The organism is Polaribacter aquimarinus, assembly GCF_003129485.1.
GTDB classification, from domain to species: Bacteria; Bacteroidota; Bacteroidia; order Flavobacteriales; family Flavobacteriaceae; genus Polaribacter; species Polaribacter aquimarinus.
This window is the reverse complement of sequence record NZ_QFFG01000002.1, coordinates 371,903-387,859: the sequence shown is the minus strand read 5'-3', so window position 1 is coordinate 387,859 and position 15,957 is coordinate 371,903. Positions and strand designations below refer to the sequence as shown.

Annotated in this window: 17 protein-coding genes and 1 pseudogene; 14 read left to right on the top strand and 4 right to left on the bottom strand. The window is 29.6% G+C overall.

The window, feature by feature from the left end; all coding sequences use genetic code 11:
* Nucleotides 1-39: 39 nt before the first annotated feature.
* Nucleotides 40-1,308 (top strand): branched-chain amino acid transport system II carrier protein, encoded by a 1,269-nt coding sequence (brnQ, locus tag DIS07_RS05195; protein ID WP_109404555.1) that lies wholly within the window; start codon nucleotides 40-42, stop codon nucleotides 1,306-1,308.
* A gap of 364 nt (nucleotides 1,309-1,672) precedes the next feature.
* Here brnQ and DIS07_RS05190 read toward each other — a convergent pair whose 3' ends face one another.
* The 4 genes and pseudogenes from DIS07_RS05190 to DIS07_RS05175 all read right to left on the bottom strand — a co-directional run bounded on the left by DIS07_RS05190 (nucleotide 1,673) and on the right by DIS07_RS05175 (nucleotide 6,083).
* Nucleotides 1,673-2,251 carry a Crp/Fnr family transcriptional regulator gene (locus DIS07_RS05190; protein WP_109404170.1) on the bottom strand — a complete coding sequence of 193 codons (579 nt, stop codon included), beginning with the start codon at nucleotides 2,249-2,251 and terminating at the stop codon, nucleotides 1,673-1,675.
* A gap of 173 nt (nucleotides 2,252-2,424) precedes the next feature.
* Nucleotides 2,425-3,357, bottom strand: coding sequence for an ABC transporter ATP-binding protein (locus tag DIS07_RS05185; RefSeq protein ID WP_109404169.1), 933 nt, complete (start codon nucleotides 3,355-3,357; stop codon nucleotides 2,425-2,427).
* Nucleotides 3,358-3,440: 83 nt separating this feature from the next.
* Nucleotides 3,441-3,785: a hypothetical protein gene (locus tag DIS07_RS05180; protein WP_109404168.1), complete on the bottom strand. Its 345-nt coding sequence runs from the start codon at nucleotides 3,783-3,785 to the stop codon at nucleotides 3,441-3,443.
* A gap of 137 nt (nucleotides 3,786-3,922) precedes the next feature.
* Nucleotides 3,923-6,083: pseudogene (locus DIS07_RS05175) on the bottom strand (prolyl oligopeptidase family serine peptidase).
* 170 nt (nucleotides 6,084-6,253) lie between these two features.
* On the opposite strand from DIS07_RS05175, the gene trxA reads away from it, so the two are divergent.
* The 13 genes from trxA to atpH all read left to right on the top strand — a co-directional run bounded on the left by trxA (nucleotide 6,254) and on the right by atpH (nucleotide 15,945).
* Nucleotides 6,254-6,613: a thioredoxin gene (trxA, locus tag DIS07_RS05170; protein WP_109404167.1), complete on the top strand. Its 360-nt coding sequence runs from the start codon at nucleotides 6,254-6,256 to the stop codon at nucleotides 6,611-6,613.
* Nucleotides 6,614-6,753: 140 nt separating this feature from the next.
* Entirely contained in the window at nucleotides 6,754-7,092 is a 339-nt protein-coding gene (locus tag DIS07_RS05165; protein ID WP_109404166.1) for a PadR family transcriptional regulator, read from the top strand.
* 1 nt (nucleotide 7,093) lies between these two features.
* A complete protein-coding gene (locus tag DIS07_RS05160; RefSeq protein ID WP_109404165.1) occupies nucleotides 7,094-7,780 on the top strand; it encodes a hypothetical protein in 687 nt (228 codons plus the stop codon).
* Between the two features lie 59 nt (nucleotides 7,781-7,839).
* Nucleotides 7,840-9,306: a DUF5687 family protein gene (locus DIS07_RS05155; protein ID WP_109404164.1), complete on the top strand. Its 1,467-nt coding sequence runs from the start codon at nucleotides 7,840-7,842 to the stop codon at nucleotides 9,304-9,306.
* Between the two features lie 11 nt (nucleotides 9,307-9,317).
* The gene (locus tag DIS07_RS05150; RefSeq protein ID WP_109404163.1) at nucleotides 9,318-10,013 is read left to right on the top strand and encodes an ABC transporter ATP-binding protein; all 696 of its coding nucleotides are present in this window, start codon (nucleotides 9,318-9,320) and stop codon (nucleotides 10,011-10,013) included.
* Nucleotides 10,014-10,144: 131 nt separating this feature from the next.
* Nucleotides 10,145-12,355 carry a type IX secretion system periplasmic lipoprotein PorW/SprE gene (gene porW, locus DIS07_RS05145; RefSeq protein ID WP_235869097.1) on the top strand — a complete coding sequence of 737 codons (2,211 nt, stop codon included), beginning with the start codon at nucleotides 10,145-10,147 and terminating at the stop codon, nucleotides 12,353-12,355.
* A 3-nt stretch (nucleotides 12,356-12,358) separates the two neighbouring features.
* The gene (locus DIS07_RS05140) at nucleotides 12,359-12,772 is read left to right on the top strand and encodes a bactofilin family protein (RefSeq protein ID WP_109404161.1); all 414 of its coding nucleotides are present in this window, start codon (nucleotides 12,359-12,361) and stop codon (nucleotides 12,770-12,772) included.
* Nucleotides 12,738-12,956, top strand: a complete 219-nt coding sequence (locus DIS07_RS05135) for an AtpZ/AtpI family protein (protein ID WP_109404160.1) — start codon at nucleotides 12,738-12,740, stop codon at nucleotides 12,954-12,956. Before DIS07_RS05140 ends, DIS07_RS05135 begins: the two co-directional genes overlap by 35 nt.
* A complete protein-coding gene (locus tag DIS07_RS15145) occupies nucleotides 12,949-13,338 on the top strand; it encodes a DUF6168 family protein (RefSeq protein WP_109404159.1) in 390 nt (129 codons plus the stop codon). Before DIS07_RS05135 ends, DIS07_RS15145 begins: the two co-directional genes overlap by 8 nt.
* A gap of 81 nt (nucleotides 13,339-13,419) precedes the next feature.
* Nucleotides 13,420-14,556: a F0F1 ATP synthase subunit A gene (gene atpB / locus DIS07_RS05125; protein ID WP_109404158.1), complete on the top strand. Its 1,137-nt coding sequence runs from the start codon at nucleotides 13,420-13,422 to the stop codon at nucleotides 14,554-14,556.
* Between the two features lie 36 nt (nucleotides 14,557-14,592).
* Nucleotides 14,593-14,781, top strand: a complete 189-nt coding sequence (gene atpE, locus DIS07_RS05120; RefSeq protein ID WP_013993139.1) for an ATP synthase F0 subunit C — start codon at nucleotides 14,593-14,595, stop codon at nucleotides 14,779-14,781.
* 98 nt (nucleotides 14,782-14,879) lie between these two features.
* A complete protein-coding gene (locus DIS07_RS05115; protein ID WP_109404157.1) occupies nucleotides 14,880-15,380 on the top strand; it encodes a F0F1 ATP synthase subunit B in 501 nt (166 codons plus the stop codon).
* A 7-nt stretch (nucleotides 15,381-15,387) separates the two neighbouring features.
* On the top strand, nucleotides 15,388-15,945 hold the full coding sequence (gene atpH, locus DIS07_RS05110; RefSeq protein WP_109404156.1) for an ATP synthase F1 subunit delta: 558 nt from the start codon (nucleotides 15,388-15,390) through the stop codon (nucleotides 15,943-15,945).
* The last annotated feature ends 12 nt before the right edge of the window (nucleotides 15,946-15,957 follow it).

The following is a 15,957-nucleotide window of genomic DNA, read 5'->3' as shown; positions in this document are numbered from 1 at the left end:
AAAAATATGTATATTTCAAGAATAAAAATGAACCAATTAATGAACAAAACAAAAGAAATTTGGATTGGAGGTTTTGCACTCTTTTCGCTCTTTTTTGGAGCAGGAAATTTAATTTTACCCCCAAGTTTAGGAGTAAAATCTGGCTTAGATTGGTGGATAGTAGTTTTAGGTTTTGTAACTACAGCAGTTACCATTCCTATTTTGGCAATTTTTGCACATGCCAAATTACAAGGAACTTTATATGATTTTGGTAAAAAAGTATCTCCTCTTTTTAGTACAACTTATTGTTTATTGATTTATTTGATTGCTATTGCAATTCCATCACCAAGAACAGCTGCGGTTACTCATGAGATGACTGTTCAGCCATTTGCTGATTCAGGTGCCATTTATACAAGTATTATTTACTTTGTAATGGTGTTTATTTTTGCAATTAATCGTTCTAGAATTATAGGTTTAATAGGTAAGTTTTTAACCCCTATTATTGTATTAATTTTATTGGTAATTATTGGAATTGCCATTTTTTATTCACCAAGTTCTGTTGCTCCAACAACATTTAAAACCCCTTTTGTAGATGGACTTTTAGAAGGTTATCAAACATTTGACGCTATTGGAGGTGTTGTGGTTGGTGCTGTTATTATTATCTCTTTAAATTATAGTAGCCATACAAGTTTCGAAGCAAGAAGAAATTTAATTAGAAAAGCAGGTTTAATAGCAGGAACAGGATTATTATTGATTTACGGAGGATTGATTTTAAGCGGATCTCTATTTTCATCAACTTTTACAGAAAAGGCATCAAGAATCGAAATATTATCAGGTTTAAGCACGCAAACGTTAGGTAATTTTGGAACCACTTTTTTAAGTATTTTGGTAGCTTTGGCTTGTTTTACAACAGCAGTTGGAATTGTTACAGGAACAGCTGATTATATTAAAGGGATATGTAAAGATTCACAAAAAGCATACATTATTACTGCTGGCATTGCTTCTGTAATTGGTATTATAGTTGGGAGTTATCAAGTAGATTTTATCATCACATTAGCAGTACCTGCCTTAATGTTTTTATATCCCATAACTATAGTTTTAATTTTATTAAACATTGTACCAGAAAAGTATGCTTCAAAACAAGTATTTAGAGCAGTTGTCTTAGTTACTTTTTTATTTAGTATTCCAGATTTTTTAGGTTTTATTATTCCACGAGAAAACTTAACAGAAATTAAAAACATTATTCCTTTAGCAAATTTTAGTTTAGGGTGGGTAATTCCTGCTTGTTTGGTGTTTATAGCGTTAAACTTAAGAAAAAACAACAATTAACTATCTGGTTTTTTTAAGAAGAAATTACCAGTCAAAGAAGTAGATTGATTACCCTAGAGCTAGCTTGCTTTTAGACACTTTTATTACTTGGGCCCTTATATTTTGAAACATTTTTAAAATGGTAATACTTTCTTTGCCCAGTCTTTTTAGCGCAATATTTAGAGCCATCATCAGTAAAACCAAAATAGGTTTTTTAGTAAAACAAACTATAAGAGCACAAGTAAAAAAACTTGTGCTCTTATACAACATTACTCTGTTGAGATTGGGGGAAATAATTTATTTTTTGATAAAATCAACTTAAACTTACATACAAAATTAGAGTATTTTCGTTTAATAAAAATTGACCTATGGTAATAAATGCTTTTTAAGAAATAGATTTTCGAATCCTACTAAGGCTTTCAGTAGTAATACCTAAGTACGAAGCAATATGATAGTTTTTTACACATTTCTCGATTTCGACATAGTTTTCTCGAAATTTCTGATATCGTTCTTTGGCAGATAAAGACAAGTATTCTATGATTCTTTTTTGAAAACCAGCAAATGCTTTTTCTAACTTTTTTCTAAAGAAAGATTCTAATCTTGGAATTTTATCAAAAACTTCATCAATATCCGATTTCGAAACTTTGTAGATTACAGCATCTTTTAGACATTCTAAACTCATTACTGATTTTTGATTGGTAAAAAATGCTGTATAATCGCTAATCCACCAGTCTTTTATAGCAAATTGTATGGTGCTTTGTTTTCCAGATTTCTGAATAAAATAAGAACGTAAACAACCACTATAAGTGTAAAATTGATAGGTAACATTATTATTTGGAGTTAACAATATATCTCCCTTTTTTAATTCTATTTTTTCAAACCTATTGTTTATATAGCGAATCTCTTTTTCTGAAAGAGCATAGTTTTTGAAAATTTCTAATGCTATTGAAATTTGATTTTCCATTTTTAGTAATGCAAGAAGAATAGCTTAAAGATACTAAAAAAATAAAAGTTTAAGATTTTGGGAATAAAAAATTAAATAATTCCTAGCATTTTAAGGTAATCTGAGGTTGTTTTAAGGAATCATTTTCAAAACTCAACACATTAATAAGAATAAATTTAGAATAGATAAAACTATTAAGAATGAAGTACAAATTCTATACAAACCTCTTCGTTTGTTTTAATCTTAGAAGTATGATTAAAAAATACATTTTGACCATTAAATTCAGCTTCAATTAACCAATAAAAACCTTTAAAATAAGCGTTACTACAAATAGCTCTAAATTCCGATTTTTCTACAAGTTTTATTTGATGTGGATATAATAAAACTTTGTTGCTATAAATAACAATTTCGTTTACATCATCAAACAAAGCGGCAACATATCTTGATGTTGGATTTTGATAAATTGATTTTGGAGAATTGTTGACTAATATGCTGTTATTACGGATTACAATCAGTTTATCAGCAAAAGAAAGTGCATCATTTTTGTCATGCGTAGCTACAATACAAGCAATATTTTTTTCTTTTAAATATGCAAAAAGTCTTCTACGAAGACCACTTTTTTTAAAGTTATCAATTTGTCCAAAAGGTTCATCTAGCAACAACAATTCAGGCTCTTTAGCCAATGCTCTGGCAATAGCAACACGTTGTTTTTGTCCTCCACTTAAATTTTTGACTTTTGTATGTTCAAAAGCTTTCATTTGAATGACTTCCAGCAATTCTTGAGTTCTAGCTTCACTTTCTTCTGGATAAAAACGAGATAAGAATTTTTTAATATTTTCAGATACAGAAATATAAGGCATCAAGTCAAAATCTTGAGCAACATATTTAAACTTTTCAAAACCAGGGACTAAGTTTTCTGCTGGACCTGTAATTTGTTCATCGTTCCAAAAAATAGTACCTTTTTGTAAATCAAATAACCCGTAAATGGCTTTTAAAAGTGTCGATTTTCCACAACCACTTTCGCCCATAATACACAAGTGTTCTCCTTTGTTAACCTTGAAAGAAAAATCATTTAAAACAGGTTTGTTTTTTGTATATTGATAGGAAATATTGCTAACTTTTAACATATTGCAAAAGTAGTTCTTTCCACATAAAAAACTCAAACCTAGGTTTGAGTTTTAGAAAGTCATTATAATTTGTAAAACGGTTTTTAACCGCATTTACATTTCCATATAGCATTACCAGCAAAGAAAGATTTTACTCCTTTGTTTACCCAAACTTTGTTTTTAGCATCCCATTTGTGCAGTACACATTCTTTACCGTTTTTACATCCTTTTGCACTTTTACAAGATACTGTTCCGTTTCCATCAAAATCAGCAGTAGGGCAAATGTTTAACTTTGCAAACATAATAATGGCTTCTTTTTCATCAATTCCTATAGATATGGCTTCATCTACAGAATTAAAAATACATAGTGTTTTTACTCCATCAATTTCTTTAATAGTTGATACACCTTTGAATCTTACTGATTCAAAAGCAGTTTCTTTTGCTTCCATAATAAAAAAGTTTTAGATTAGACTTCTTTAAAGATACATAAAAAAACGTAAATACCTGATAATTAAGTAGTAGTAAAAAATAAAATTAGATTTCTAATTTGCTTTTTTAAACTTTTTATCGGTTTCAATAATTAAAACTAACTCTTTATTTTAGATTTAGGTGGATTTGGTAATTGATCAAATCCCATATTAAATAATGTAAATCCAAAAATATCTGAATATTGCTCAATGGTTTTTGCAACCGGAGTTCCTGCGCCATGACCAGCATTGGTTTCTATTCTAATTAAAGTTGGATTATTCCCGGTTTGTTTTTCTTGCAATTCTGCTGCAAATTTAAAACTATGCGCAGGTACAACTCTATCGTCATGATCTCCTGTGGTTACCAAAGTTGCAGGATACTGTACACCTTCTTTTACATTATGAACAGGTGAATATCCTTTTAAATATTCGAACATTTCTTTGCTATCGTTTGCTGTTCCGTAATCGTAAGCCCATCCTGCGCCAGCAGTAAATGTATGATAACGTAACATATCTAAAACACCAACAGCAGGTAATGCCACTTTCATTAAATCAGGTCTTTGTGTCATGGTTGCACCAACCAATAAACCACCATTAGAACCCCCTCTAATGGCCAAATAATCTGAAGAAGTGTATTTATTCTCGATTAAATATTCTGCTGCTGCTATAAAATCATCAAAAACATTTTGTTTTTGCATTTTCGTACCCGCAATATGCCATTTTTTACCATACTCACCTCCACCACGTAAATTTGGAACTGCATAAACACCACCTTGCTCCATCCAAACTGCGTTTGCAATACTAAAAGAAGGTGTTAAACTGATATTGAACCCTCCATAACCATATAAAATTGTTGGATTTTTTCCGTTCAATTCCACACCTTTTTTATGCGTGATTATCATTGGTACTTTTGTACCATCTTTTGATGTGAAAAAAACCTGTTTACTTGTAAAAGCATCAGCATTAAAGTCTATTGAAGGCTTCCAATAGGATTCATATTTACCACTCTTTGGGTCGAATTTATATAATGAACCTGGAGTGTTGTAATTGGTAAATGAAAAATACATTTCTTTTGCATCTTTTTTTCCTCCAAAACCACCTGCAGAACCTACTCCTGGTAATTTTACTTCACGTATTAATTTTCCATCAAAATCATATTGAAATACTTTAGAGACTGCATCTACCATATATTCTGCAAAGAAATAGCCACCACCAGAAGAAGGACTTAATACATTTTCTGTTTCAGGAATAAAATCCACCCAATTTTCTGGTGTTGGGTTACTTGCGTCTACAGTAACCACTTTCTGGTTGGGTGCGTTTAAGTTGGTTTGTAAATACAATTTACTACCTCTATTATCAATTACATAAGAATCGCTTTTTACATTGTCTAAAACTGTAATTAACTTACTATTTGGGTTTGATAAATCTTTGATAAATAATTTATTACCAGAAGTAGAAACAGAAGCTGTAATTACCAAATACCTATTGTCTTCTGTTAAATAACCACCAACATATCTGTGTTTTTCAGCTGCTATTCCACCAAAAATAACTTTATCTGTTTTTTGAGACGTGCCTAATTTGTGATAATATAATTTGTGTTGATCTGTTTTTGCAGACAACTCACTCCCTTTAGGTTTATCGTAACTAGAGTAGTAAAAACCTTCATTTTTATACCAAGAAATTCCAGAGAATTTTACATCAACCAAAGTGTCTTCTTTTATCATTTTTGATTCGGCGTCCATTACTATAATTTTTCTCCAATCAGAACCACCTTCAGAAATTGCATAAGCCGTAGTTTTTCCATCCTCAGAAAAACTTAAAGAACCTAAAGAAGTTGTTCCATCTTCAGAAAATGTGTTTGGATCTAAAAAAACTTCAGCCTCTCCATCTCCTTTTTTACGATACACTACATATTGATTTTGTAGTCCATCATTTTTATAAAAATAGGTGTAATCTCCTTCTTTAAAAGGACGACCAACTTTTTCGTAATTCCATAATTCTGATAAACGAGATTTTAATTGATCTCTGTAAGGAATTTTACTTAAATAATCGAAAGTAACCTCATTTTCGGCCTTAACCCATTCTTCAGTTTCTTTGCTTCTATCATCTTCTAACCATCTGTAATTGTCTACAACTGCAGTTCCAAACAGGGTATCTATAACTGGTTTTTTTTATAGTTTCTGGGTAAGTCACTTCTATATTTCTTTGTTTCATTTCTTCTTTACAAGACACTAAAATAGCACTTGCCATTACAATAGGTAAAATAAATTTGATTTTCATATGAGATGTTGATTTGAGTGCTATCAAAATTAGTAGTTATTTAACATATTGTCAGTTATTTAACAGTTTTTAACGTTTCCAATCTTGTATTCACTAAAATTTGTAATTATTAGTGTTTAAAAACGACTACTTTTGCGATTGCTAACCCAATGTTAGTGAGATTTTTTAATATGACAGAGAATTTAACAAAAGCAACCTTTTTAGAAAAGGTGTTTAATTTTGAAGAAAACAAAGAATGGAAATTCGAAGGCGATAAACCCGCTTTAATAGACTTTTATGCAGATTGGTGTGGACCTTGTAAAATGTTGGCACCAGTTTTAGAGCAATTATCAGAAGAATACAAAGGGAAAATAGACATTTACAAAATAGATACTGAAGCTGAGCAAGAATTATCTGCTGCATTCGGAATAAGAAGTATTCCATCTATGTTATTTTGTCCTACAGATGCAGAACCGCAAATGGCAAATGGAGCTTTACCAAAAGCAGATTTAGAACGTATTATTGCTGAGGTGTTGAAAATAGAAAAATAATTAGTTAAATAATTTAATGTAATAAAACTCGAAAATTAATTTTTTCGAGTTTTATTTTTATAAAATTTTAATACATAAGAGTTTTATGCATATTAAAATTATGTATATTTGATGCAAGTCATACAAACACATTTTATAATATGGGAAATCAGAAATTATATAAAGGGTCTTTGCAAACTATCATTTTAAAATTATTAGAGAGTAATGATAAAATGTATGGTTATGAAATTACGCAACACGTAAAAGAATTGACAAAAGGTGAATTAAACATTACAGAAGGTGCTTTGTATCCTGCGTTGCACAAGTTAGAAGCTGATGGTTTACTAGATGTAGAGGTTGCAAAAGTGGGAAATCGTCTCAGAAAATATTACAAATTAACAGAAAACGGCACCAAAGAAACTGCCAATAAATTGGCAGAAATGCAAGAGTTTTTAAGAACGATGCACCACTTGGTAAATCCTAAATTTAGTTTGAAGTAAGATGAAACTAACCGAAATTCACATAGAAGAACTATACAAATTCACCAAAAAGCATTACGTAGAACATTATGATGTTCAAACAGAATTGGTAGATCATTTAGCGAATGATATTGAGCAAATTTGGGTAGAAAATCCAAGTCTATCATTTGAAGAAGCTAGAGATAAATCATTTAAAAAATTTGGCATTTTTGGTTTTATGGATGTTATCGAAGCCAAACAAAAGCAGATGAGTAAAAAGTACACTAAAATACTATTCAAATTTATTAAGGAATGGTTTCGTTTACCTAAAATTATAATAACAGCAACTATTTTTATAACGTTCTATACAGTTATACAATCGCATATTTCAAAAGGGATAGTATTTACAACTTTACTATTTGTAGCTTCTTATGAAATGTATTTGGTTTGGAAAAGAAGAAAAAAACTAAAAAAAGAAGAAAAGGTTTTTCTTTTAGAATCTATGATAAAACAAACTAGCGCAGGTTTTACAACCCTAACATTAATTAATGCATTAAACTTTATTAATATAGCTGATATAGAATTTAATAAATTGTCTCTATTTTGGATTTTGTTTTGGGCTTTATTATTAACATTATGTATAATCGTTTCTTACATTGTTAACGTAATACTTCCAGAAAAATCAGAAGAATTGCTTGAAGAAACCTATCCAGAATATAAAATTTCTTAAATTTTGTAACAAAACTATTTTTTAAACAACTAATTACCAACTCGACAAACCAAGTACATATGATTTCACATTTTTTAAAGCTAGAATGGAAACAATTTTTTAGATCTGCTGCTTTTGGAAAAAGTATAGGAGCAAAAATTCTAATCGGTTTTTTTGCCATCTATTTTATTTTAATTTTTTTAGGAATGGGTTTTGGTGGTTTTTTTGCTATCAAAGAAATGTATCCAGATAAAGACCCGTTAATGGTAGTCAATTCTTTTTTATTATTTGCTATTACAGGCGATTTAATGTTTCGGTATTTAATGCAGAAACTGCCAGTAATGAATATTAAACCTCTTTTAATTTTACCCATTAAAAAGAAAACGATTGTCAATTATGTTTTGGTGAAATCATCTTTCTCATTTTTCAATATCTTGGGTTTGTTTTTTTATATTCCTTTTGCAGGAGTTTTAATCAGTAAAGGGTATGATACTAATGGCGTTTTAGGATGGGTGTTTTTAATGATTTTATTAATACAATCTGCCAACTTTTTAAACTTTTTAGTTAATAAAAATAACATTGCTTTTGGAGTAATGTTAGTCGTTTTATTAGGTGGGTATCTCGTGCAACGTTATGAAATTTTCAATTTAGCAGGTTTTGTTGGTCAAGGTTTCGATTTTATTTATCAAAATCCAATTTATGCTTTCCTTGGAGTTGTTTTATTGGTGGTTTTGTACCTACTTAATTACAAACAACTAAGAAGTCAAGTATACTTAGATGAAGCAATTGCTACAAAAGTAAAAGAAGTAAACTCGTCAGATTTATCTTGGTTAAATAGATTTGGAGATGTTGCTCCCTTTATGAAAAACGACTTGCGATTAATCACCAGAAATAAAAGAACAAAATCATCCTTTTTTATATTGATTATTGGGTTGTTATATGGTTTATTTTTCTACCCACAACCTATATACGCAGACAAAGAGTTTTTGTTTGCTTTTATTGGGGTCTTCTCTACAGGAGCATTCTTAATTAATTTCGGGCAATTTATTCCTGCTTGGGATAGTGGCTATTATAATATGTTAATGAGCCAGAATTTTAAATACGAACGTTATTTAAAATCAAAATTTACACTAATGAGCGCTAGTGTAATTATTCTATTTGTGTTAGGTATACCTTATGTTTACTTCGGATGGAAAATTTTAGTGGTACACTTTGCTGCTGCAATTTACAATGTGGGTGTAAATACGCATGTAATTTTGTATGGAGGTTCTTTTAATAGAAAAAAAATAAATTTAGATCAAAAAGCAGCATTTAACTATCAAGGTACGGGTGCAGTACAGTGGATAATTGGAATTCCGTTAATGCTCTTACCAATGGGGGTTTTTGCACTTCTAAACTGGTTAGTAAGCTTTGAAATAGCAGTATCAGTTTTAGCGGGCTTAGGTTTTATAGGTATAGCTTTGCACAAAAAATTAATGGCTGCAATTACAAAGAAATATGTAGCATCAAAATATATAATGATTCATTCTTTTAAACAAGAAAACTAACACACCAAACAATGATACAAACAACAGAAATTTCAAAAAAATACGGTAAAACAGAAGTTTTAAACATAGATGCATTAGAGATTCCTACAGGTCAAAGTTTTGGATTGGTAGGTAATAATGGAGCTGGAAAAACAACTTATTTTAATATTCTTTTAGATTTAATTAGACCTACAACTGGCGCCATTACAAATCATAATATTGTGGTACATCAAAGTGAAGAATGGAAGAATTTTACAGGCTCTTTTATAGATGAATCTTTTTTAATAGGGTATTTAACACCAGAAGAGTATTTCGATTTTATTGGTGATTTACGCGGAATGAATAAAGCGGATGTTACTAATTTTTTAGGGCAATTTGATGAGTTTTTTAACGAAGAAATTCTTGGGAAGAAAAAATATTTAAGAGATTTAAGTAAAGGGAATCAGAAAAAAGCCGGAATTGTTGCTGCAATGATGGGAAATCCGCAAGTGGTTATTTTAGATGAGCCTTTTGCCAATTTAGATCCTACCACTCAAATTAGATTGAAAAAAATTATTAAAGACTTAGCAGAAAACAAAGAAATTACGGTTTTAGTTTCAAGCCATGACTTAACACACGTTACTGAAGTTTGTGAAAGAATTGTGGTTTTAGATAAAGGAAATGTAGTTAAAGATATTAAAACATCATCAGCAACTTTAAAAGAATTAGAAAGCTATTTTTCTGTATAAGTAGGCGATTCTTAATTAATTACTATTTTTACACTCTTGTTTATACTATTTTCTAAAGAAATTAGTTGTAAATAAGAGTTTTTTAGCTTTCTTAGCTTTTTAAAACAATCGTTTAATCAAGATTTATTTGTGTGAAATACACCAAAAAAATAGTTTTTATCGCAGTAGCTTTTGCGCTTTTGTATTCTTGTAGTACAAAAAAAGACACCGTAATCAGAAGAAATTGGCATTCTTTAAATACAAAGTTTAATGTATTGTTTAATGGTAAAGAATCCTTTAAGAAAGGGGTTGAAGCCATAAATGAGAAGTATAAAGACGATTGGTTTCAGCAATTACCTATTGAGCCCATTAAGTTTATAGAAGATAAAATTATAATTTCAAATTCTGGAATGGGAGCTGGTTTTGGTGATAGCAATAACGAAATAAAAAAAGCCACGACACCCTTTGGTATTGCAGAAGAAAAAGCTGTAAAAGCCATTCAGAAACACGGAATGAACATCAATGGTATTGAGCGTAACAATCAAATTGATGATGCTTATTTATTGTTGGGTAAAGCCAGGTATTACGAACAACGTTTTATTCCTGCTATAGAAGCATTTAACTACATTATTGCAAGTTACCCTTTTGCAAGTTTAATTAACGAAACTAAAATTTGGAGAGCCAAAGCTAATATTAGAATTGATAACGAAGAATTGGCAATTGAATCTTTAAAATTATTAATAGAAATAAAAAAAGGACAAGAAGAAAACTTGCCAGAAGAAATTAAAGAACAAGCACATACGGCTTTAGCAATGGCGTATGTAAAAACGGATAGTATTCAAAAAGTAAAAGAACATTTAATTAAAGCCACAAGAACTTTAAATAACAAAGATCAGGGAGCAAGAAATTTGTTCATCTTAGGACAGCTATATAGTGCCGAAAATAAAAAAGATTCTGCAGTTTTAGTATTTAATAAATTAGTCAACTTTAAAAAAGCACCTTACAAATACAAAATCCACGCAAATATCGAAATTGCTAAAAATACAACCAACGATTCTTCTAGAGTGGCTTTATTAGATAGAATGTACAGTCTAATTGAAAATAGAGATAACAAAAAGTATTTAGATGAATTGTATTATCAAGTAGGTGTTTTACATGAAGCAAACGACAGTACTCATTTAGCAATGAATGCTTACAATAAATCTTTAAAATATAACGGAGGTACAAAACAAAAAACATTTACTTACGAGAAACTAGGAAATTTATACTTTAAAAATTCGAAGTATTTAGTGGCCAATTCTTATTACGATAGCGTTTTGCAAGTTTCTACAGATACTTTAAATTTAAGAATTAGAAGAATTAAGAGAAAATATAAAAACTTAGCATTGTTAATTAAATATGAAAATTTAGTTATCAAGAATGATAGTATTTTAAAAATTGCATCACTTTCTAAAACAGATCAAGAGGCCTTTTTTCAAAAATATATTGATAATTTAAAAAAGAAAGATGAAGAAGCTGCACAACTAAAGTTGAATCAGCAAGCATTTGGGAATTCTTTTGGAGGAAATTCTTTACAATCCAAATCAAAAGGTAAATGGTATTTCTATAATTCACAATCTTTGAGTTTTGGTAAAACAGAATTTATTAAAATATGGGGAAATAGAAAGTTGGTAGACGATTGGAGATGGTCATCAAAAATAAATACAACAAACTCAAAAGATTCAACTCAAGTAAACCAAAAAAGTACACGTTACGATTTGGCGAGTTATATCAAAACCATTCCTACAGATAAAAAAGAAATAGATACTTTAAAGTTAGATAGAAATCAAGCTTTATACGAATTAGGATTGATTTACAAAGAGCAGTTTAAAGATACTACTTTAGCCATTCAAAGATTAGAAAGGGTAGAAAGTTTAAACCCCAAAAAAGAATTAATTCTTCCGATCAATTGGCATTTGTACCAAATTTATAAAAGTAAAAACAATACTTCTAAAGCAAGTATATACAAAAATGTAATTCTTACAAAGTACTCAAAAACAAAATTTGCACAGATTATTCAAAATCCAAATGCAATAATAAAAGAAGAAGTTGAGGTTAATGAAATAGAAAAAACTTACAAAGAAATTTATTATTTATACAAGGGTAATAAGTTTGAAGAAACGGTATCTAAAACCGATGAAATTTTGCCTAAAATTCAAAATTCAAAATTAATTGCTAAATTTGAACTTCTAAAAGCTTATGCCATAGGTAAGTATAAAGATAAGGATGCGTATAAAACAGCACTAGAATATGTTGCTGTCAACTATGGAAACACAGAAGAAGGTAAAAGGGCAAAAGCAGTAATTAAACAATTAAGTAAGTAAAAAATGTTTAGTAATAAAGATAAAAACCCACAAAAATCTAAAACTATGGAGAGAAATGTGATAGCAAAAAACACATTGATGACTGGAGATATAAAATCAGAAGGAGATTTTAGAATAGATGGAACTTTAGAAGGAACTTTAAAAACCTTAGGAAGAGTTATAATTGGTGTTGATGGTTATATAAAGGGAAATGTAGATGCCACAAATGCAGATATAGAAGGTAAATTTTCTGGACAATTACAAGTTTCAAAAACGCTTACGGTAAAAGCAACTGCTAATATTTCTGGAGATGTGGTTATTAGTAAACTATCTGTAGAACCGGGAGCCACATTTAACGCAACTTGTTCTATGAAAGGAGCTGTCAAAGAACTGAACCAATCTAATGAGCAAAAAAACAAATCAGAAAAAACCGCTTAATAAAGCGTTAGCACTTTCTGGTGCTGGCTTGCAAATGGGTTTAACCATTTATCTAGGTTTTTTATTAGGAGAATGGTTAGACTCAAAGTTTGCAACCACTTTTTTAACTGAAACCATTACATTAATAGCCATTTTTTTAGCCATGTATTCTTTAATAAAACAAGCTAATAGAATTAATGATTAAGAGTGTTCTTGTTTTTTCTACGGTCTTCTTTTTTCTATTTTTAATTAGTTTTTCATTACATCAATTTTTTATAGAAAATCAAGTAATAACGTTACCTTTTTCTTTAAAAAAAATATATCTTTTTCACTTAGTTTTTTCGCTATTAATTTGCACCAATTTTTTATTGCTTTCAACTGTTGATAAAATTTTTGAACAGCTAGGGTTTATATATTTAGGCACTATTGTTTTAAAGTTAGTGCTTTTTTGTATAATCTTTTATAAATCAATATTTACAGAAGAAAATTTATCATTTGCTGCAAGAATCTCTTTATTTGTTCCAATGATTATATTTTTATTAACAGAAGCTGTTTTTGTAGCTAAAATTTTGCAGAAAAAACAATAATAAACAAATAGCTAAAAAAAACGTTTGTCATTTTGAATTATTGCATATCTTTGCGCCGAATTTAGAAAGCGTATTTTAACAATGAAGATTGCACAAAAAACAATCAAGTTTCTTTTAATAGCAGCAATAACCTTATTTACTTCGGTAGGTTTTGCATCAGGATCTGATAAAAAACACGATAATCAAAATGACGGAGGTCGTGTAAATACAAAAGAAGAAGTTGAAGCATATATTTTGCATCACATTAAAGATTCTCACGATTTTTCTTTATTTTCTTACACAAATGATGCTAACGAAAGAAAACACATTGGGTTTCCTTTACCAGTAATTTTATGGTCAAGTGAAGGTTTGGTGACTTTTATGTCATCAGAATTTCACCATAATGATGATGGTCACGTAATTGTTGAGAAAAAAGGATTAAAATTCGCAAAAATTCACTCTAAGATATATGAATTAGATAAAGGAGCTTCAACAGTTTCTTTTGATGATACTCACCACGCTACAAATGCACACAAAGTGCTGGATTTTTCTATTACTAAAAGTGTTGTAGGTATATTATTAATTGGTTTCTTGTTGTTATTTTGGTTCTCTAGATTAGCTAAACAATACAAAACTCAAAAAATTCCTACTGGATTTGCGAGAGTTTTAGAACCTTTAGTATTATATGTTCGTGATGAAATTGCAAGACCAAATATTGGTGATAAACACTACAGAAGATTTACAGGGTATTTATTAACGGTATTTTTCTTTATATGGGTGTTAAACTTAGCAGGTTTAACTCCATTAGGATTCAACGTAACTGGTCAGTTAGCAGTTACAGGATGTTTAGCAATTTTTACATTAGTAATTTATACAGTAAGTGGTAATAAAGGATACTGGATGCATATGATATGGATGCCAGGGGTTCCTGTTTTAATTCGCCCAGTTTTAGCAATTATAGAATTAGCTGGAGCCTTATTAATTAAACCATTTTCATTATTAGTACGTTTGTTCGCAAACATTTCAGCAGGTCATATTGTGGTAATGAGCTTAATTGCAATTATGTTCACTTTAAAAGAATCTTTAGGGGTTGTAGGTGCAACAGGATTGTCTTTAGTATTATCATTTTTTATAACATTAATTGAAGTTTTAGTGGCTTTTTTACAAGCTTATATCTTTACAATGCTTTCAGCATTATTTATTGGTATGGCAGTAGCAGATCACGACGAGCATCATTAATACAAATTTGTTTAATTTAATATAAATACATTTATTATGTACAATTTAATTGGAGCAGGATTAATCGTAATCGGAGCAGGAATTGGACTAGGTCAAATCGGTGGAAAAGCAATGGAAGGTATTGCTCGTCAACCTGAAGCAACTGGAAAAATCCAAACAGCAATGATTATTATCGCTGCATTATTAGAAGGTTTAGCATTTGGTGCATTATTCTTAGGAAAATAATCCAAACAAAAACAAAAAATAGTCTTCTGTAACGGTTGGTTACAGAAGCTATTTTAAAAATTAAACATCAAGAAAAAAATATATAATTAGTTTATAGAATGGAAACTTTATTAAACGATTTTTCACCAGGGTTATTTGTAGTTTCATTAATCTTATTATTAGCGTTAATCGCTTTAATGGTAAAATTTGCTTGGAAACCAATTTTAAATTCTTTAGAAGAAAGAGAATCTGGAATTGAAAACGCATTAGCTGCTGCAGAAAATGCACGTAAAGAGATGCAAAATTTACAAGCAGATAATGCTAAATTAGTAAAGGAAGCAAGAGCAGAAAGAGATGCAATGATGAAAGAAGCAAGAGATATTAGAGATAATATGATTGCTGAAGCTAAAGAAGATGCAAAAGAAGTAACAACTAAGTTAATCGAAAATGCACAAGCTTCAATCGTTCAAGAAAAACAAGCTGCATTAGCAGAATTAAAAAAGAACGTTGCAGAATTATCTATTGGTATAGCTGAATCAGTAATTAAAAAGGAATTATCTAATAAGAAAGATCAACTAGAATTAGTTGAAGGAATCTTAAAAGATGTTACTTTAAACTAGTTGTAAAATGAAAGACGCAAGAGCAGCATTACGTTACGCAAAAGCTATCTTAAATTTAGCTAAAGACACTAAGTCAGAAACTAAAGTAAATGACGATATGTTATTTATTTCTGATACTATAGCTAAGAATGATGATTTTGAAGTAATGTTAAGAAGCCCTATTGTAAAGGCTGCTGATAAAATAAAAGTATTAAACGCTTTATTTGAAGGTAAAGTAAATAACGTTACTCTTGGTTTATTTCATTTGTTAGAAGACAATAAAAGAATAGCAATGTTAGCTTCTATTGCAAAACAATATGTAATCATTTATGATTATTATAAGCATATGCAAGAAGCTAAAGTTACTACTGCTGTTCCTTTAACAAAAGAAGTAGAAAAACAAGTTTTAGCTAAAATTGTTGCCTTAACTGGTGAAAAAGCAAATTTAGTAAATGAAGTAAATCCAAATATTTTAGGAGGATTTATTTTACGTGTTGGAGATGTGCAGTATGACGCAAGTATCTCTAACTATTTAAGTGAATTGAAAAAGGAATTTGACAACAGTCATTACATTCCAAAAATTTAATAATACATCAAA

Excerpts from the sequence above, each read along its gene's own strand:
- brnQ (WP_109404555.1), top strand. The coding sequence starts at position 40 with ATGAACAAAACAAAAGAAATTTGGATTGGAGGTTTTGCACTCTTTTCG.
- DIS07_RS05190 (WP_109404170.1), bottom strand. The coding sequence starts at position 2,251 with ATGGAAAATCAAATTTCAATAGCATTAGAAATTTTCAAAAACTATGCT.
- DIS07_RS05185 (WP_109404169.1), bottom strand. The coding sequence starts at position 3,357 with ATGTTAAAAGTTAGCAATATTTCCTATCAATATACAAAAAACAAACCT.
- DIS07_RS05180 (WP_109404168.1), bottom strand. The coding sequence starts at position 3,785 with ATGGAAGCAAAAGAAACTGCTTTTGAATCAGTAAGATTCAAAGGTGTA.
- trxA (WP_109404167.1), top strand. The coding sequence starts at position 6,254 with ATGACAGAGAATTTAACAAAAGCAACCTTTTTAGAAAAGGTGTTTAAT.
- DIS07_RS05165 (WP_109404166.1), top strand. The coding sequence starts at position 6,754 with ATGGGAAATCAGAAATTATATAAAGGGTCTTTGCAAACTATCATTTTA.
- DIS07_RS05160 (WP_109404165.1), top strand. The coding sequence starts at position 7,094 with ATGAAACTAACCGAAATTCACATAGAAGAACTATACAAATTCACCAAA.
- DIS07_RS05155 (WP_109404164.1), top strand. The coding sequence starts at position 7,840 with ATGATTTCACATTTTTTAAAGCTAGAATGGAAACAATTTTTTAGATCT.
- DIS07_RS05150 (WP_109404163.1), top strand. The coding sequence starts at position 9,318 with ATGATACAAACAACAGAAATTTCAAAAAAATACGGTAAAACAGAAGTT.
- DIS07_RS05140 (WP_109404161.1), top strand. The coding sequence starts at position 12,359 with ATGTTTAGTAATAAAGATAAAAACCCACAAAAATCTAAAACTATGGAG.
- DIS07_RS05135 (WP_109404160.1), top strand. The coding sequence starts at position 12,738 with ATGAGCAAAAAAACAAATCAGAAAAAACCGCTTAATAAAGCGTTAGCA.
- DIS07_RS15145 (WP_109404159.1), top strand. The coding sequence starts at position 12,949 with ATGATTAAGAGTGTTCTTGTTTTTTCTACGGTCTTCTTTTTTCTATTT.
- atpB (WP_109404158.1), top strand. The coding sequence starts at position 13,420 with ATGAAGATTGCACAAAAAACAATCAAGTTTCTTTTAATAGCAGCAATA.
- atpE (WP_013993139.1), top strand. The coding sequence starts at position 14,593 with ATGTACAATTTAATTGGAGCAGGATTAATCGTAATCGGAGCAGGAATT.
- DIS07_RS05115 (WP_109404157.1), top strand. The coding sequence starts at position 14,880 with ATGGAAACTTTATTAAACGATTTTTCACCAGGGTTATTTGTAGTTTCA.
- atpH (WP_109404156.1), top strand. The coding sequence starts at position 15,388 with ATGAAAGACGCAAGAGCAGCATTACGTTACGCAAAAGCTATCTTAAAT.